Source organism: Bradyrhizobium sp. CCBAU 53351 (assembly GCF_015291745.1).
In the GTDB taxonomy this organism is placed as follows: domain Bacteria; phylum Pseudomonadota; class Alphaproteobacteria; order Rhizobiales; family Xanthobacteraceae; genus Bradyrhizobium.
Map to the genome: position 1 here is coordinate 4,981,493 of NZ_CP030059.1, position 15,383 is coordinate 4,996,875.

A 15,383-nucleotide genomic window follows, 5' to 3' on the forward strand; every position below is an offset into this window, starting at 1 on the left:
GTCACTTCTCCATGGCTTCGTAGACCAGCTGCTTCAAGGTCCGCTGCACGCGCTGGCGCTCGGTCGGGGTCTGCTCCAGCAGCACGAAGAACATGTCCTGCTTGGGATCGATCACGAAATAGCAGCCGGACGCGCCGTCCCACTTCAATTCACCGAGGTCGCCGGGCGGCGGCGGCTTGGCGTTGCCGGGATCGGTGCGGACCGCGAGCCCGAGGCCGAAGCCGAAACCGTCGCCGGGGAAGTAGAAATAATCGCGATCGACGCCGGAGCCCGGGCCGATCTGGTCGGTGGTCATCAGCTTGAACGTCGCGGGCTTGAGGATGGTCTTGCCGTCGAGGCTGCCGCCATTGAGCAGCATCTGCGCGAAGCGCTCATAGTCGGCCATGGTCGTGACCATGCCGCCACTGGCGAACTGGATCTTCTTGACGACGGTCGGATCGTTGATCCGGCCGACCCGGAAATCGGCATCGTTCGGCACCGGCTGCGCCATCAGCTTCTGCTTCTCGGGGGCGGTGACGAAGAAGCCGGTGTCGACCATGCCGAGCGGATCGAGCAGCTTCTCCCGCATGATGTCGATCAGCGGCTTGCCGGCCGCAATCTCCATCACGCGGGCCAGGACGTCGGTGGAATGGCCATATTGCCAGAGCGCGCCCGGCTGGTTGTGCAACGGCAGTTTCGCGATGCGCTCGGCGAACTCGGCAAGATCGAAATCGCCGGCATAAATGTTAGCGTCGCGATACGCCTTGCGGACCAGGCTGTCGCCATAGAAGCCATAGGTGATGCCCGAGGTGTGCGTCATCAGATCGTGCACCGTCATCGGCCGGTTGGGCGGCACCAGCTCGAGCGACTTGGTGCCGTCCTCGGCCTTCTTCTCGACGCCGACCTTCACATTGGCGAAGGACGGAATGTATTTCGAGACGGGATCATCGAGCTTGATCTTGCCATCTTCGACCAATTGCATCGCGACGACGGAGGTGATCGCCTTGGACATCGAGAACAGGCGGAAGATGGTCTTGTCGGTGATCGGCGCCTTGCTGACCACATCCTGCACGCCGAAGGCTTCGTGATAGACCGGCTTGCCGTGCTGCCGGATCAGGACAGTTGCGCCGGCGATCTTGCCGGTCGCGACCTCGTTCTTGAAGAACTCGCTGATCCTGCCGAGCTTGTCCTGGTTGAAATGCGCCCCCGCCGGAATCTCGTAAGTGCCCTCCGCCCGCGCCAGCGACATCGCGCCAAGCGACACCAGCGCGCCACAAACCAGCACACGCAGTCCAGACTTTGAAATCATATCCCCTCCCCGGAACATGGTCCGGCGGAGTGTACCGACCGCTTCAGTCGGCACAAGGGCCGGCGTGGCGAGCAAGCGCCTCGGCATGGAGTTTGGCGCCTGGCTCCGCGAAGCAGCAGAACACGACCCGGGTTACGGACGGCGCAGCCGTCAGGCCCTCGATCGTCGTGCGCACGGCGATGTCGGCAGCCCGGTCGGCTGGAAAACGGAAAACGCCGGTCGAAATTGCGGGGAATGCCACCGAGGTCAGCCTGTGCGTCCCGCACAGCTCCAACGAACGGCGATAGTAGGAGGCGAGCAGGCCATCCTCGCCGATCGTGCCGCCGTTCCAGACCGGCCCGACGGTGTGGATCACATGGGAAGCCTTGAGCCGGTAGCCCCCGGTGATCTTGGCATCGCCGGTCTTGCAGCCGTGGAGCGTGCGGCATTCGGCAACCAGATCGGGGCCGGCTGCCCGATGGATCGCGCCATCCACGCCGCCCCCGCCAAGGAGCGACGTATTGGCGGCGTTGACGATGGCGTCAACGCTCAGTGTGGTGATGTCGGCAACAATGACCTCGAGCACCGCGCCGCCAATCCGGCGCGTCGGCACGGTCACGATCAGGCAGCGACGACGACGCCCTTCTCCGAGAACAGCTGCTGCAGTTCGCCAGCCTGGAACATCTCGCGGACGATGTCGCAGCCGCCTACGAACTCGCCCTTCACATAGAGCTGCGGGATGGTCGGCCAATTGGAGAAGGTCTTGATGCCGTTACGCAGTTCTGCGGATTCGAGAACGTTGAGGCCCTTATAGCCGACGCCGATATGGTCGAGGATCTGGACGACCTGGCCGGAGAAACCGCACTGCGGAAATTGCGGCGTGCCCTTCATGAACAGAACCACGTCGTTCGACTTCACTTCGTTTGCGATGAATTCCTCGATGCTCATATCCGTGTCCTTTTGGGGCGAAGCCCTCACCGATCGCTTCGGGCTGGCTCTGCCGATCTAACCCGATACCTGCCTATATATGTAGCCCAAACCGTTGTGCATCCAAAGTAAAATGGCGGCGACAAGCTCCACGGTGGCCGGCTTGACCCCAGCGGGCCCCAAGCCTGTCCATAGGCTGATGACATCAATATCATCGCCCTAGAGGACTTTCATACCGTAACGGAGCCCCTATCTAGGACGAACCCTGGTTTTGGAACCGGGCAACGCCAACAACGTTCTCTTGTCCTGTCTGGAGAAAAACGTGACGAAACAAGCCTCCGCTACGGCCACTGCCCCGCTTTCGTCATTGTCCGGTCAGGGCGGCCTCGCCCAGAGGCTTCAGGACGCATATCTTGCCGTCCGCAATGAGACCGAACGTCGGGCCGCGCCGCTTTCGCCTGAGGACCAGCAGATCCAGTCCATGCCGGATGCCAGCCCGACGAAATGGCATCGGGCGCATACCACCTGGTTCTGGGAGCAATTCCTGCTCGGCGAGCACGCCGCGGGCTATCGGCCCTTCCACCCCGATTTCGCGTTCCTGTTCAATTCCTATTACGTCAGCGCCGGCCCGCGTCATGCGCGCAATCATCGCGGCGACATCACCCGTCCCAGCGCCGACGAAGTCGGTGCCTATCGCAGACATGTCGATGCGGCCGTCGTCAAATTCTTCCGCGAGACCGGCGCGGACAAGCTTCGCGAGATCGCGCCGCTGGTCGAGGTCGGGCTGAACCACGAGCAGCAGCATCAGGAATTGATGTTCACCGACATCCTGCACGCTTTTGCGCAGAACCCGGTCTATCCGGCCTACGACCCGGACTGGCGCTTTCCCGCCGCGACCCGCACCGGTGATGACTGGCTGCACCTCAACGAGGGCATCCACACCGTCGGCCATGTCGAGGACAGCTTTCATTTCGACAACGAGAAGCCGGCCCATCGCGCTCTCGTCGGGCCGGTCAAGGTCGCGCGCAACCTCGTCACCAATGGTGAGTGGCTCGCCTTCATGCGCGACGGCGGCTATCGGACCGCGACGTTGTGGCTGATGGACGGCTTTGCCGCGGCCAGCAAGGACGACTGGCAGGCGCCCGGCCATTGGCGTGAAGCCGACGGCGGGTGGCAGATGATGACGCTCGCCGGCCTCAGGCCGGTCGATCCCGACGCACCGGTCTGCCATGTCAGCTATTACGAGGCCGACGCCTATGCCCGCTGGGCCGGCAAGCATCTGCCGACCGAGATGGAATGGGAGGTCGCGGCCCGCGCGGGCCAGCTCAACGACGCCTTCGGCATCGTCTGGCAATGGACGCGCAGCTCCTATTCGCCCTACCCGGGCTATCGCGCCGTCGAAGGGGCGCTCGGCGAGTACAACGGCAAATTCATGGTCAACCAATTGGTGCTGCGCGGCTCCTCGCTTGCAACTCCGGAGGGCCATAGTCGTATCACTTATCGGAACTTCTTCTATCCGCACCACCGCTGGCAGTTCACCGGGCTGCGGCTCGCCGACTACGAGTAGAAACTATCCCACGACAAATGCGCGCCGGACAGCGCGTTCAGGAGAGTATCATGAATGTGCACGCCAGCGCTTTGGCCGAAGCCCATCTTCCCGACGAGCAGACGACCGCCTTCGCCCGCGAGGCGTTCGAGGACCTCTCGCAGCAGCCGAAAAAGCTGTCGCCGAAATACTTTTATGACGCGACAGGATCGGAGCTGTTCGAGGCGATCACGAAGCTGCCGGAGTATTATCCGACACGCACCGAGCTTGCGATCCTGACCGAGCGCGGCCGCGAGATCGCGAAGATCATTCCGGAGCACGCAGCGCTGGTCGAGTTCGGCGCCGGCGCGACCACCAAGGTTCGCCTGCTTCTGGATCATTGCAAATTCGCGGCCTATGTCCCCGTCGACATCTCCGGCGACTTCCTGAAAGCGCAGGCGAATGGCCTGAAGCGGGATTTCCCTGCGCTCGGCATCTATCCGGTCGCGGCCGATTTCACCACGCCGTTCGAGCTGCCGAAGGCGGTCGCGTCCATGCCCAAGGTCGGCTTCTTCCCCGGCTCGACCATCGGCAATTTCGAGCCGCAGGAGGCGCAGGCCTTCCTGAAGAGCGCACGCAAGATCCTCGGCCGCGGCGCGCAGATGATCATCGGCGCCGACCTCGAGAAGGACGAGCGCGTGCTCCATGACGCCTACAACGATGCTGCCGGCGTCACCGCGCGCTTCAACCTCAATGTCTTGGTCCGCATCAACCGCGAGCTCGGCGGTAATTTCGACCTGTCCGCCTTCACTCATCGCGCGATCTACAACCGCGAGCGGTACCGCATCGAGATGCATCTGATCAGCAAAAAGAGCCAGACCGTCCGCCTGCTCGGCACCAGTTTCTCGTTCCGCCCGGGCGAGAGCATCCACACCGAGAACAGCTACAAATACAGCCTCGAGCGCTTTTCCGCGCTGGCGCAAGGCGCCGGCTGGCGAGTGCGCGAAAGCTGGACGGATGCGGCGAAGATGTTCTCGGTGCACGCGCTGGAGGTCGCGGAGTAGGCTTCCCGCGCCTACTCCTCGGTTGCCGGCCCCAGCGACACCGACTCCCACACCGCGACGACTATCATGATCGCGCTGCTGGCGACCGAGAGCCAGAGTGGCGAGAGATCGGCGGCGAACCACCATAGCACCAGCAGCAGGATGATGCCGATGCCGTGCGAGAGCTGGAGGAAGCCGCGGATCGCGTGCTTGAACAGGATGGTGCCGACCAGGAATACCAAGGGACCGCCGATCGTGCTCACGATGGTCCTGAAGTCGGAATGGCCGGTCGGATGCTTCAGCACCAGCTCATCCGACACCGCAGTCAGAATGATGCCGGCGATGATCGGCATGTGCAGATAGGTATAGGCGAGCCGCGCCAGCCGGCCGGATTCGGCGGACTTCGAGATCCGCTCGGCGCCGGCTTCCGCTCCCTTGTGGAAATAGATCCACCACATGGCGATGGCGCCGACCAGCGCGGAAACGAAGGCAAGGATGTTGGCTGCGGTCCATTCCAGCTCGGCAAAGGTCGCGCCGTTGACGACGACGGCCTCGCCCAGCGCGATGATCACGAAGAGGGAGCAGCGCTCGGCCATGTGGCCGCCTTCGACAGCCCAGGCTTCAACCGACGAGAAGCCCAGCTTCGGCACCCAGAACCGCGCCGCCGGCGAGACGTACTCCCAGGTGACGGCCGCAATCCACAGCCATAGCCGCGTCTCGCCCTCGTATAGGCCGCCTGCGATCCACAACACCGCGGAGATCGAGAGCCAGGTCAGGATGCGGATCGCGTTGTGGCGCACCGCAGTCCGATGCCGCGGCGTTGCGAACAGCCAAAAGGCGGTGCGTCCGAGCTGCATGGTCGCGTAGGCGATCGCAAACCACAGGCCCCGCCCCTCGAATGCGGTCGGGATCGTCGTCGACAGCACGAGGCCGCCCAACATCATGAGGAAGAGCATGACGCGGACAGGGGTCAGCTCGGGATTGAGCCAATTGGTGACCCAGGCGGTGTAGACCCAGACCCACCACACCGCGAGAAACAACACCGTGACATGCACCGCGCCGAGCGGCGTGAAATGGTGCAGCAGCGTGTGCGAGACCTGCGTGACCGCGAAGACGAAAACGAGGTCGAAGAACAGCTCGACATTGGTGACGCGGCTGTGCTGGTTCGGCACGATGACGCGAAACATCGCGCCGCGAGGATTGTCCGCAGCCATCATCCTTCCCCCGTCGCGCGATCAGATCAGGCAGCCGGTCAGATCAAGCGCCCGGTACGCCGGTTTGCAGCGCCAGCGCGTGCAGCACGCCGCCCATCTGGCCGCGCAGGGACTGATAGACGATCTGGTGCTGCTGGACGCGGGACTTGCCGCGGAAGGATTCCGAGATCACGGTCGCGGCATAGTGATCGCCGTCCCCGGCGAGGTCACGGATGGTCACCTCGGCATCGGGGATCGCCGCCTTGATCATCGCCTCGATATCGTGGGCGTCCATGGGCATTCGGGTCGTGCTCCTGTCTCGTCGAATCGCGCCGGGGTCCCCTCGCCGGCTGGGTCAAACTTAGCGTGAACAGCCTTCTTCGTCACGCATTCCGGCACTATATCCCTGATCCCATCGGGATAAAGGCACGACAAAGTGCCGCGCAAGGCAGATCGATCGAAAAGGCGTGACATCATGAAGCTTCCAGGGCCCGACCACCCCATCACCATCACCCAAAATCCCCGGCGCGTCCGGGTCACCGCGGGCGACATCGTGATTGCCGAGACCAGCAAGGCACTGACCCTGAAAGAGGCGAAATACCCGGCGGTGCAATATGTGCCGCGGGAGGACACCAATATGGCCCTGCTGGAGCGCACCGAGCGCACCACCCATTGCCCCTACAAGGGTGACGCCAACTATTTCAGCGTCAAGGCCGACGGCAAGACGCTCGACAATGCGATCTGGACTTACGAGACGCCCTTCCCCGCGATGACGGAGATTTCCGGCCATCTCGCCTTCTATCCGGACAAGGTGAAGATCGAGGAAGTGGGGTAGGCCCTGCTGTAGCGCCACGTCATGGCCGGGTTATCCCGGCCATCCACGTTCTTGGATAATCGCAGATACCGAAACACGTGGATGCCCGGGACGAGCCCGGGCATGACGATGAGTGCTGCTACCGGTCGGGCTATGCCCTGAAAATCGTCAGCCCCAGTATCAGCAGCACCAGGAAGATCACGACAAACACGTAGAACAGGAAGCGGGCGATATCGGCGGAGGCAGCCGAGATTCCGGTGAAGCCGAGCACGCCGGCCACAATCGAGATCAGCAGGAAGATCAGCGCCCATTTCAGGATCGTCATCGCCAGCTCCGCAATCGGTTGCCGCTTGCCGCGGCTCTCTACGCCCTTTCGCGAATGCTAACTTTGCTACGCGGAACTGGTTCCTCCGGTTGCCGCTGCCGAAACGACACTTGCTGAATCCGGTTCCCGGCGGCACAGTCCCGGCGGGACGGGACGCGGGGCGACCATAATGACGATGTCACATTCAGCGACGATGGGCGCGGAGGCGCAGGCTGCGCCGAAGAGCAAGGCGCGCAATCTCTCGCTCGATCGTGCCCGTACCTTCCTGACGCTGGTGGTGCTGCTGCATCACGCGGTGATTCCCTACACGCATTTCGGTCACACCGATCCGGCCTCCTTCGCCGGCTTCGACATGATTGTGCTCGCCACCGACAGCTTCTTCATGGCGATGTTCTTCTTCCTGTCGGGCCTGTTCACCTGGCCCGGCATCGCGCGCAAGGCACCGTCGGTCTTTTTGCGCGACCGCCTGTTGCGGCTCGGGCTGCCGTTCGCGATCGCGGCCCTCACCGTCATCCCGCTCGCCTACTACGCCATCGCGCTGCGGGCCGAGCCCGAGTTGACCTTCGCTGCATTCTGGTGGAAGACGGTGACGGCGGGGCCGTGGCCGAGCGGCCCGATCTGGTTCGTGTGGGTGCTGCTCGCCTTCGATCTCACCGCGAGCCTGCTCTACCGGGTCTCGGCGCATCTGGTCGACCCGATCAACCGCGTCTCGTTGCGCGGATTCGACCAGCCGGCCGCGTTCTGGCTGGTGCTCGCCGCGATCAGCATCCTCGTCTACGTGCCGGCGCTGGTCTATTTCGGCGCCAACAAATGGTTCGAGTTCGGACCGTTCTCGGTGCAGGCGAGCCGCATCCTGCTCTACTTCAGCTACTTCTTCATCGGCGCCAGCGTCGGCTCGGCGAACTTCGATCGCGGCATCCTCAGCTCGGACGGTCAGCTGCCGAACGACCGCTGGCGGTGGGTGTTCATCACGCTGGTGCCGTACTGCCTGATGTGGGGCATGATCTACATCAAGCGCGAAATCCTCGGCAATCCCGATCCGCTGCCGCACTGGTACCACGCGTTCTACGGCACGTTCCTGGTGCTGTTCTCGGCGTCGATCCTGCTCACGATCCTCGCCTTCTTCCTGCATTCGAAAGCGCCGGGGCCAACCCTGCTCGACCGCATGCAGGCCGACGCCTACGGCATCTTCCTGGTGCACTACCCGATCGCACTGTGGATCCAGTATGCGCTGTTCGATTACGAGCTGCCTGCGATCGTGAAGGCCGCGATCGGCTTCGTGCTCACGGTGATCCTGAGCTGGGGCCTGACGGCGGCTTTGCGCAAGATACCGGGGGCGTCGTCGGTGTTGTGAGAGCGCGCGGTCTCTCGGCTCGTCAAGGAGCCCTTGCGACGACGGGATCGTAGCCCGGATGGAGCGCAGCGCAATCCGGGAGTGTTGCCACACGCGATAGCGGTCCCGGATTACGCTTTCGCTCCATCCGGGCTACGGCTCTGAGTTTGTGGAAGCGCCTTACGCCGCCTTGCCGCCCATATATTCCGGCAGCCAGCGCTCGTGCGAGATCCGCAAGCTGTCGATCGTGACAGGCGCTTCGCCGGCAATGGCGATCGCGTCGCCGCCGGTGGTACCGATACGGACGCAGGGCACCTCGCAGCCGCGCATCTTGGCGAGCACGCGGCCGGCTTCCGTTTCCGGCACGGTGACGAGATAGCGCGCCTGGTCCTCGCCGAACCAATAGGCCTGCGACACCAGCGAGGTCGGCGCCGCCAGCAGCCTGGCGCCGATGCCGCCCGCCATCGCCATCTCGGCGAGCGCGATCAGCAGGCCGCCGTCGGAGAGGTCGTGCACGGCTGTGGCGGTGCCCGCGTGGATCATGCCGCGCACGCAATCGCCATTGCGCTTCTCGGCGGCGAGATCGACCGGCGGTGGCGCGCCCTCCTCGCGGCCGCAGATGTCGCGCAGATACACCGACTGGCCGAGCCAGCCATGGGTCTCACCGACCAGGAGGATCGCTTCGCCCTCGGCCTTGAAGGCAAGCGAGGCGGACTTGGTGAAATCGTCGAGCAGGCCGACGCCGCCGATCGAGGGCGTCGGCAGGATCGCGCGGCCATTGGTCTCGTTGTAGAGCGAGACGTTGCCGGAGACGACCGGGAAATCCAGCGTGCGGCAGGCTTCCGAAATGCCCTTCAGGCAGCCGACGAACTGGCCCATGATCTCGGGCCGCTCAGGGTTGCCGAAATTGAGGTTGTCGGTGATCGCGAGCGGCTTGCCGCCGACCGCGGTGATGTTGCGCCAGGCTTCGGCGACGGCCTGCTTGCCGCCTTCGAACGGATCGGCTTCGCAATACCGCGGCGTCACGTCGACGGTCAGCGCGAGGCCCTTCGGCCCGTCCTGCACGCGCACCACTGCGGCATCGCCGCCGGGACGCTGCATGGTGTTGCCGAGGATGACGTGGTCGTACTGCTCCCAGACCCAGCGCTTAGAGCACATGTCGGGCGTGCCGATCAGCTTCTCCAGCGCGCTGCCTAAACCCATCGGCGCCGGCACTTCGCGCGCATGCACGACCGGCAGCGCGACGGACGGGACATGCGGGCGGTCATAGAGCGGTGCCTCGTCGCCGAGCTCCTTGATCGGCAGGTCGGCCATGACGTCGCCGCCATGCTTGACCACGAAGCGCTTGCTCGGCGTGGTGTAGCCGACGACGGCGAAATCGAGGCCCCACTTTTTGAAGATCGCCTCGGCTTCTTTTTCCTTCTCGGGCTTGAGCACCATGAGCATGCGCTCCTGGCTTTCCGAGAGCATCATCTCGTAGGCGCTCATGCCGGTCTCGCGCGTCGGCACCGCGTCGAGATCGAGGTCGACGCCGAGATCACCCTTGGCGCCCATCTCGACGGCCGAGCAGGTCAGCCCCGCCGCGCCCATGTCCTGGATCGCGATGACGCAGCCCTTCTCCATGATCTCGAGGCAGGCCTCCAGCAGCAGCTTTTCGGCGAAGGGATCGCCGACCTGCACCGTGGGGCGCTTCTCTTCGGACTTGTCGTCGAACTCGGCCGAGGCCATCGAGGCGCCGTGGATGCCGTCGCGGCCGGTCTTGGAACCCAAATAGACGATCGGCATGTTCACGCCGGAGGCCGCCGCATAGAAGATCTTGTCGGCATCGGCGAGGCCGACCGCCATCGCGTTGACCAGGATGTTGCCGTCATAGCGGGTGTGGAAGCGCACCTGGCCGCCGACAGTCGGCACGCCGAAGGAATTGCCGTAGCCGCCGACGCCGGCAACGACGCCGGAGACGAGGTGCCGGGTCTTGGCGTGCTCGGGCGCGCCGAAGCTCAGCGCATTGAGACACGCGATCGGGCGCGCACCCATGGTGAAGACGTCGCGCAAGATGCCGCCGACGCCGGTGGTCGCGCCCTGGTAGGGCTCGATGTAGCTCGGGTGGTTGTGGCTCTCCATCTTGAAGACCACGGCCTGGCCGTCGCCGATGTCGATCACGCCGGCGTTCTCGCCCGGGCCCTGGATCACCCAGGGCGCCTTGGTCGGCAGGCCCTTCAGATGGATGCGGGAGGATTTGTACGAGCAGTGCTCGTTCCACATCGCCGAGAAGATGCCGAGCTCGGTGAAGGTCGGCTCCCGCCCGATCAGCTTCAGGATGCGCTCATATTCGTCGGGCTTAAGCCCATGGGCGGCAACCAGTTCGGGGGTGATCTTGGGTTCATTCTTCATGGCTTCAGGGGCTTTCGGCGGCGGTTTGGCCGTTCTTAGGAACATCCGGGGCTCGCGAAAAGCCCTTTATGGCGCATTTTCCCGCTGTCCCACGTTTTGCAGGCAGGGACGGCGGGAACAGGAATTGCACGGCGCCGACGGATCGGATTTAAGGGCTCGAGACCCGCAATTGAAGGCCTATTTCCTTGCACGAATTGACCAAAGCGCCCCCACCCCGCCGCCCCGACCTCCACGTCGCCACCGAGGGCGAATTTGTGGGCTGGCGGACCTGGATTCGCGACAGTTTCGAGGCCCATGTCGGCCCCTTCTGGCACCGGATCGAGGCGGACGGCAGCGTCCGCAGCGCCTTCCGGGTCGAGAAAAAGCACCTCAACGGCTCCGGGAACGTCCATGGCGGCTGCTACATGGCCTTCGCCGACTACTCCCTGTTCGCGATCGCCACCCATGTCCTGGACAGCCGGGCGGTGACGACCAACTTCGCCTGCGAATTCCTCGACGCGGCACGCGAGGGCGAGCTGATCGAGTGCACCGGCGAGGTCACCCGCGCCGGCGGCTCGCTGATCTTCCTGCGCGGCAAGATGATGTCTGCCGACCGGGTTCTGCTGACCTTTTCCGGCACGATCAAGCGGATGAAGCGGAAGGCGCTCCCTCAGCCAAACGCATAGCTCGGCGCCTTCCCTTTTCGCTCGCCCTCGCCCAGACTTCCCGGCAAGCGCTGTCGCGCCGGGGAGCAAGAACAAGGTGCCGCAGAGCACATCGGAGGCGGGTCGCGCGACGGCGGCCGCATCAACGCCGTTGCCGTCCATCGCCACCGGCGCCCGCAACTGGCGCGACTATGCGCTGCTGCTCGCGCTCGCCTGCTGCTGGAGCTCGACCTATCCGCTGGCCAAGCTGGCGCTTCCCACCATCCCGCCCATCACCTTCATCTCCGCACGCTCGCTGGTCGCGGCCGCCTTCCTGTTCGCGATCCTGTGGATGCGCGACATCAAGGTGCCGACGGACGCAAAGGCCTGGAAGCTGTTCGCGACCCAGCAGCTGATCAACTCGACCTTCCCCTTCCTGATCATCACCTGGTCGCAGCAATACGTGCCGGCATCGAGCACGGTGGTGCTGGCCTCGACGACGCCGATTTTCGCCTTCCTGATCACCTCGCTGATCACGCGTCACGAGCCGGCGACGCTGCTCAAGCTCGCGGGCGCGGTGCTCGGCCTCGCGGGCACGATTCTCATCGTCGGCCTCGATGCGCTGCACGGCTTCGGCAACGAGATCGTGGCCGAGATCGCGATCCTGCTTGCCACCATCTCCTTTGCCTGCGCGACGATCTTCGGTCTGCGCCTGTCCGACTACGATCCGATGGTGGTGGCTGCCGGCTCGCTCTTGTTCGGCGGCCTCATCCTGCTGCCGCCCTCGCTGATCATCGACCAGCCCTGGACGCTGCAGCCGACGCCGACGGCGATCATTGCCACCATCGTCATGGGCATCGTCTCGAGCGCGCTCGGGCTGATGCTGTTCTACGTCTGCCTCGGCCGCCTCGGCACGCTGACCACCAACGCACAAGGATATTTGCGCATCCCGATCGGCGTCGGCCTGTCCGTGGCTCTGCTCGGCGAGAGCGTGCCGTCGAACCTGGCGCTCGGGCTGTTGCTGGTAATGGCCGGCGTCGCCGCGATGACGGTGCCGGCGGAGCGACTGAAGCGACGCTAACGACTACTTGGCGTCGTCCGCCAGCATCTTCCGGTACTTTTCGACGTCGCGCGTCACGAGCTTCTGCAGCACTTCGGGCGCGTGCTCGTCCGCATCAGGGGCGACAGTGGAAAGATCGGCAAAACGCTTCTTCACGGCATCGGTCTCGACCGCAGTGCGCGCAGCGGCGTTCAGCTTGGCGATCACGGCCGGCGGCGTGCCCTTGGGCGCGAACAGGCCGTTCCAGCCCTGCGCCTCGAATTCGGGCAAACCCGCTTCAGCCGAGGTCGGCAGGTCCGGCAGCGTGGCGAGCCGCACGGTCGAGCCGACCACGAGACCCTTTACCAGCTTCTCGTTGATCGACTGCGAGACCGAGGCCGCCGCATCGCAGACGCCGTCGATCTGGCTGCCGACCGCATCGGTCAGCGCAGGCGCAGCACCACGGTAGCCGACCAGCGTCGCGTCGATGCCGGCAGCGGTGACGAAGCTCTTGCAGATCAGATAGTTCGACGAGCCGACGCCGGCATGGCCGAGATTGATCTTGCCCGGATTGGCCTTGGCGTAGGCGATGAACTCTTTCAGGTCCTTGGCCGGAAAGTCCTTGCGCAGCGCGATGATGCCGAATGTCTTCGCCACCATGGCGATCGGCACGAAGGACTCAGGCGTGAACGGCAGTTTCGGATAGATCGTGTAGGTCGCCGCATTCGTGCCGGCATTGCCGATCGCGATGGTGTAGCCGTCGGGCTCGGCGCGGGAGGCGCGCGCCAGCGCGGTCGAGCCGCCGGCACCGGCAACGTTCTCGATCACGATGGTCTGGCCGAGCGCGATGCCCATCTGCTCGGCGACCGTACGCGCGATCACGTCCGAGGTGCCGCCGGCCGCGAACGGCACGATCATGGTGATCGGACGCTTGGGATAGTCTTGGCCAAACGCGGCCGTCGCGAAAGCAATTGCGGCGACCGCGATCGACAGCCGCTTCAGCACGAACGAAATCACGCGGCTTTTTCCAGATGCTGAGCGAGGCCGGCGAACAGGCCGCGGCCGTCCGTGCAGCCCATGATGTCTTCGACGTGGTTTTCCGGATGCGGCATCATGCCGAGCACGTTGCCCTTGTCGTTGACGATGCCGGCGATGGAGTGCGCAGCGCCGTTGATGTTGCTGTTATCGTCCACCACACCCTCGGCCGAGCAATAGCGATAGAGCACCCGCCCCTCGCCTTCGAGCCGCTTGATGGTTTCTTCGTCCGCCTCGTAATTGCCTTCGCCATGGGCGACCGGCACACGGATCACCTGCCCGGCATTGTAGCCGCGGGTGAACGGCGTGTCGGAACGCTCGACGCGCAGATGCACGTCGTGGCAGATGAACTTCAGCCGCGCGTTGCGCATCAGCACGCCGGGCAGCAGGCCGGACTCGCAGAGGATCTGAAACCCGTTGCAGACGCCGAGCACGAGGCCGCCCTTGGCCGCGTAGTCGCGCACCGCGTCCATCACCGGCGCACGTGCCGCGATGGCGCCACAGCGCAAATAATCGCCATAGGAGAAACCGCCCGGCACCACCACGAGGTCGGTCCCCGGAGGCAGCGAGGTCTCGGCGTGCCAGACCATCGCCGGCTCGTGGCCCGAGATCAGCCTCAGCGCACGCGCCATGTCGCGCTCGCGGTTGATTCCGGGAAAGACGAGGATGGCGGCTTTCATGTTCGGGTTCCGACGGTGACGGGAATCGGGCTGGCCGAAGGGGCCAATTCGCTGGGAGACATAGCCATTTGACGGGGATTTTACCAGTGCTAGCCTCGCCGGGCGGCCTTGTACACAGGCCATAGCCACGGCAGTTTTGCCCAACGATCTTGCCCGGGATTGCAGCCATGAACGTCCCGTCGCTGCCCACCTCCCTCGCCGAGCCGGTATCCGCCGAGGGCGTCGTCGCGGCCGGTGCCTATGTCGACGGCCGGCGCGTTGCCAATATCGCGATCAGCGAGGCCTCGAGCTGGCGCGCCAAGCCCGGCCACGTGGTCTGGATCGGCTTGCATGAGCCCGACATGGCGCTGCTCAGCGCGGTGCAGAAGCAGTTCGACCTGCACGAGCTCGCGATCGAGGACGCCAACCACGCCCATCAGCGTCCCAAGATCGAGCAATATGGCGAGGCCCTGTTCATCGTGGCGCGCACCGCGCAACTGATCGAGGGCCGCATCGCCTTCGGCGAGACCCACATCTTCGTCGGCGAAGGCTATCTGGTCTCGGTGCGCCACGGCGCTTCGACCTCCTACAAGCCGGTGCGCGAGCGTTGCGAGAGCTGCCCGCGAGCGCTGGCTCGCGGCGAGGATTACATCCTCTACGCCATCCTCGATTTCATCGTCGACAATTACTCGCCCGTGCTCGAGAGCATTCACGACGAGGTCGAAGGCATCGAGGATGACGTGCTGTCGAAGCCGATCAGCAAGGCGCAGATCGAGCGGCTCTACATGCTGCGCCGCGACCTCTTGCGGCTGCGCAACGCGATCGGGCCGCTGGTGGAGGTCTGCCGCCGGCTGGAGCATGACGAGCTGGCGATGGTGCGGCAGGCCATGCAGCCGCTATTCCGCGACGTCACCGACCACGTCCGCAACATCCAGGAGCGCATCGATTCCATGCGCGAGGTGCTGGCCTTCGCCTTCGAGGCAAGTCTTCTGGTCGGTCAGGCGCAGGAGACGGCGGTATCGAAGAAGCTCGCCTCCTGGCTTGCGATCATCGCGATCCCGACCGCGCTCGCCGGCATCTACGGCATGAACTTCAAGCACATGCCGGAGCTGGAATGGGAGTACGGCTACTTCATGCTGCTCGGCGTGATGCTGACCGCCTGCGGCGCGCTGTACTGGCGGTTTCGCCGCGCGGGATGGCTGTGAGCCG

General features: G+C 64.5%; 16 protein-coding genes. 7 read left to right on the forward strand and 9 right to left on the reverse strand.

Annotation, left to right across the window (positions count from 1 at the left end; translation table 11 throughout):
- Position 1 precedes the first annotated feature (1 nt).
- Genes XH83_RS23680 through grxD form a run of 3 tightly spaced genes read right to left on the reverse strand, consistent with a single transcriptional unit; the run spans position 2 to position 2,215 of the window.
- Positions 2–1,288 (reverse strand): serine hydrolase, encoded by a 1,287-nt coding sequence (locus XH83_RS23680; protein WP_194403133.1) that lies wholly within the window; start codon positions 1,286–1,288, stop codon positions 2–4.
- A gap of 43 nt (positions 1,289–1,331) precedes the next feature.
- Positions 1,332–1,886: an O-acetyl-ADP-ribose deacetylase gene (locus XH83_RS23685; protein WP_194403134.1), complete on the reverse strand. Its 555-nt coding sequence runs from the start codon at positions 1,884–1,886 to the stop codon at positions 1,332–1,334.
- 2 nt (positions 1,887–1,888) lie between these two features.
- A complete protein-coding gene (grxD, locus tag XH83_RS23690) occupies positions 1,889–2,215 on the reverse strand; it encodes a Grx4 family monothiol glutaredoxin (RefSeq protein WP_181769420.1) in 327 nt (108 codons plus the stop codon).
- A 250-nt stretch (positions 2,216–2,465) separates the two neighbouring features.
- On the opposite strand from grxD, the gene egtB reads away from it, so the two are divergent.
- The gene (gene egtB / locus XH83_RS23695) at positions 2,466–3,761 is read left to right on the forward strand and encodes an ergothioneine biosynthesis protein EgtB (RefSeq protein ID WP_194403135.1); all 1,296 of its coding nucleotides are present in this window, start codon (positions 2,466–2,468) and stop codon (positions 3,759–3,761) included.
- 50 nt (positions 3,762–3,811) lie between these two features.
- Complete coding sequence (gene egtD / locus XH83_RS23700; RefSeq protein ID WP_194403136.1) at positions 3,812–4,783, forward strand: L-histidine N(alpha)-methyltransferase; 972 nt, start codon at positions 3,812–3,814, stop codon at positions 4,781–4,783.
- A gap of 11 nt (positions 4,784–4,794) precedes the next feature.
- Here egtD and XH83_RS23705 read toward each other — a convergent pair whose 3' ends face one another.
- Positions 4,795–5,976 carry a low temperature requirement protein A gene (locus XH83_RS23705; protein ID WP_194403137.1) on the reverse strand — a complete coding sequence of 394 codons (1,182 nt, stop codon included), beginning with the start codon at positions 5,974–5,976 and terminating at the stop codon, positions 4,795–4,797.
- A gap of 43 nt (positions 5,977–6,019) precedes the next feature.
- Positions 6,020–6,256, reverse strand: a complete 237-nt coding sequence (locus XH83_RS23710) for a BolA family protein (RefSeq protein ID WP_018316584.1) — start codon at positions 6,254–6,256, stop codon at positions 6,020–6,022.
- 174 nt (positions 6,257–6,430) lie between these two features.
- Between XH83_RS23710 and XH83_RS23715 the strand changes: the two genes are divergently transcribed.
- On the forward strand, positions 6,431–6,790 hold the full coding sequence (locus XH83_RS23715; RefSeq protein ID WP_194403138.1) for a DUF427 domain-containing protein: 360 nt from the start codon (positions 6,431–6,433) through the stop codon (positions 6,788–6,790).
- A gap of 130 nt (positions 6,791–6,920) precedes the next feature.
- On the opposite strand, the gene XH83_RS23720 is transcribed toward XH83_RS23715, so the two are convergent.
- Complete coding sequence (locus tag XH83_RS23720) at positions 6,921–7,094, reverse strand: DUF1328 domain-containing protein (protein WP_027548646.1); 174 nt, start codon at positions 7,092–7,094, stop codon at positions 6,921–6,923.
- A 175-nt stretch (positions 7,095–7,269) separates the two neighbouring features.
- Between XH83_RS23720 and XH83_RS23725 the strand changes: the two genes are divergently transcribed.
- Positions 7,270–8,448 (forward strand): acyltransferase, encoded by a 1,179-nt coding sequence (locus XH83_RS23725; protein ID WP_194408380.1) that lies wholly within the window; start codon positions 7,270–7,272, stop codon positions 8,446–8,448.
- Between the two features lie 159 nt (positions 8,449–8,607).
- On the opposite strand, the gene purL is transcribed toward XH83_RS23725, so the two are convergent.
- On the reverse strand, positions 8,608–10,818 hold the full coding sequence (gene purL, locus XH83_RS23730) for a phosphoribosylformylglycinamidine synthase subunit PurL (protein WP_194403139.1): 2,211 nt from the start codon (positions 10,816–10,818) through the stop codon (positions 8,608–8,610).
- A 185-nt stretch (positions 10,819–11,003) separates the two neighbouring features.
- Here purL and XH83_RS23735 point away from each other — a divergent pair, with 185 nt between their 5' ends.
- A complete protein-coding gene (locus tag XH83_RS23735; protein ID WP_194403140.1) occupies positions 11,004–11,483 on the forward strand; it encodes a PaaI family thioesterase in 480 nt (159 codons plus the stop codon).
- A gap of 76 nt (positions 11,484–11,559) precedes the next feature.
- Positions 11,560–12,522: a DMT family transporter gene (locus XH83_RS23740; protein ID WP_194403141.1), complete on the forward strand. Its 963-nt coding sequence runs from the start codon at positions 11,560–11,562 to the stop codon at positions 12,520–12,522.
- A 3-nt stretch (positions 12,523–12,525) separates the two neighbouring features.
- Here the strand turns inward: XH83_RS23740 and XH83_RS23745 are convergent, their stop codons facing one another.
- Both XH83_RS23745 and purQ read right to left on the reverse strand, forming a co-directional pair.
- Positions 12,526–13,497: a tripartite tricarboxylate transporter substrate binding protein BugD gene (locus XH83_RS23745; RefSeq protein WP_194403142.1), complete on the reverse strand. Its 972-nt coding sequence runs from the start codon at positions 13,495–13,497 to the stop codon at positions 12,526–12,528.
- On the reverse strand, positions 13,494–14,195 hold the full coding sequence (purQ, locus tag XH83_RS23750; protein ID WP_194403143.1) for a phosphoribosylformylglycinamidine synthase subunit PurQ: 702 nt from the start codon (positions 14,193–14,195) through the stop codon (positions 13,494–13,496). The genes XH83_RS23745 and purQ overlap by 4 nt, the downstream gene beginning before the upstream one ends.
- Positions 14,196–14,362: 167 nt before the next feature.
- On the opposite strand from purQ, the gene XH83_RS23755 reads away from it, so the two are divergent.
- Positions 14,363–15,379: a magnesium and cobalt transport protein CorA gene (locus tag XH83_RS23755; protein WP_194403144.1), complete on the forward strand. Its 1,017-nt coding sequence runs from the start codon at positions 14,363–14,365 to the stop codon at positions 15,377–15,379.
- Positions 15,380–15,383: the final 4 nt, after the last annotated feature.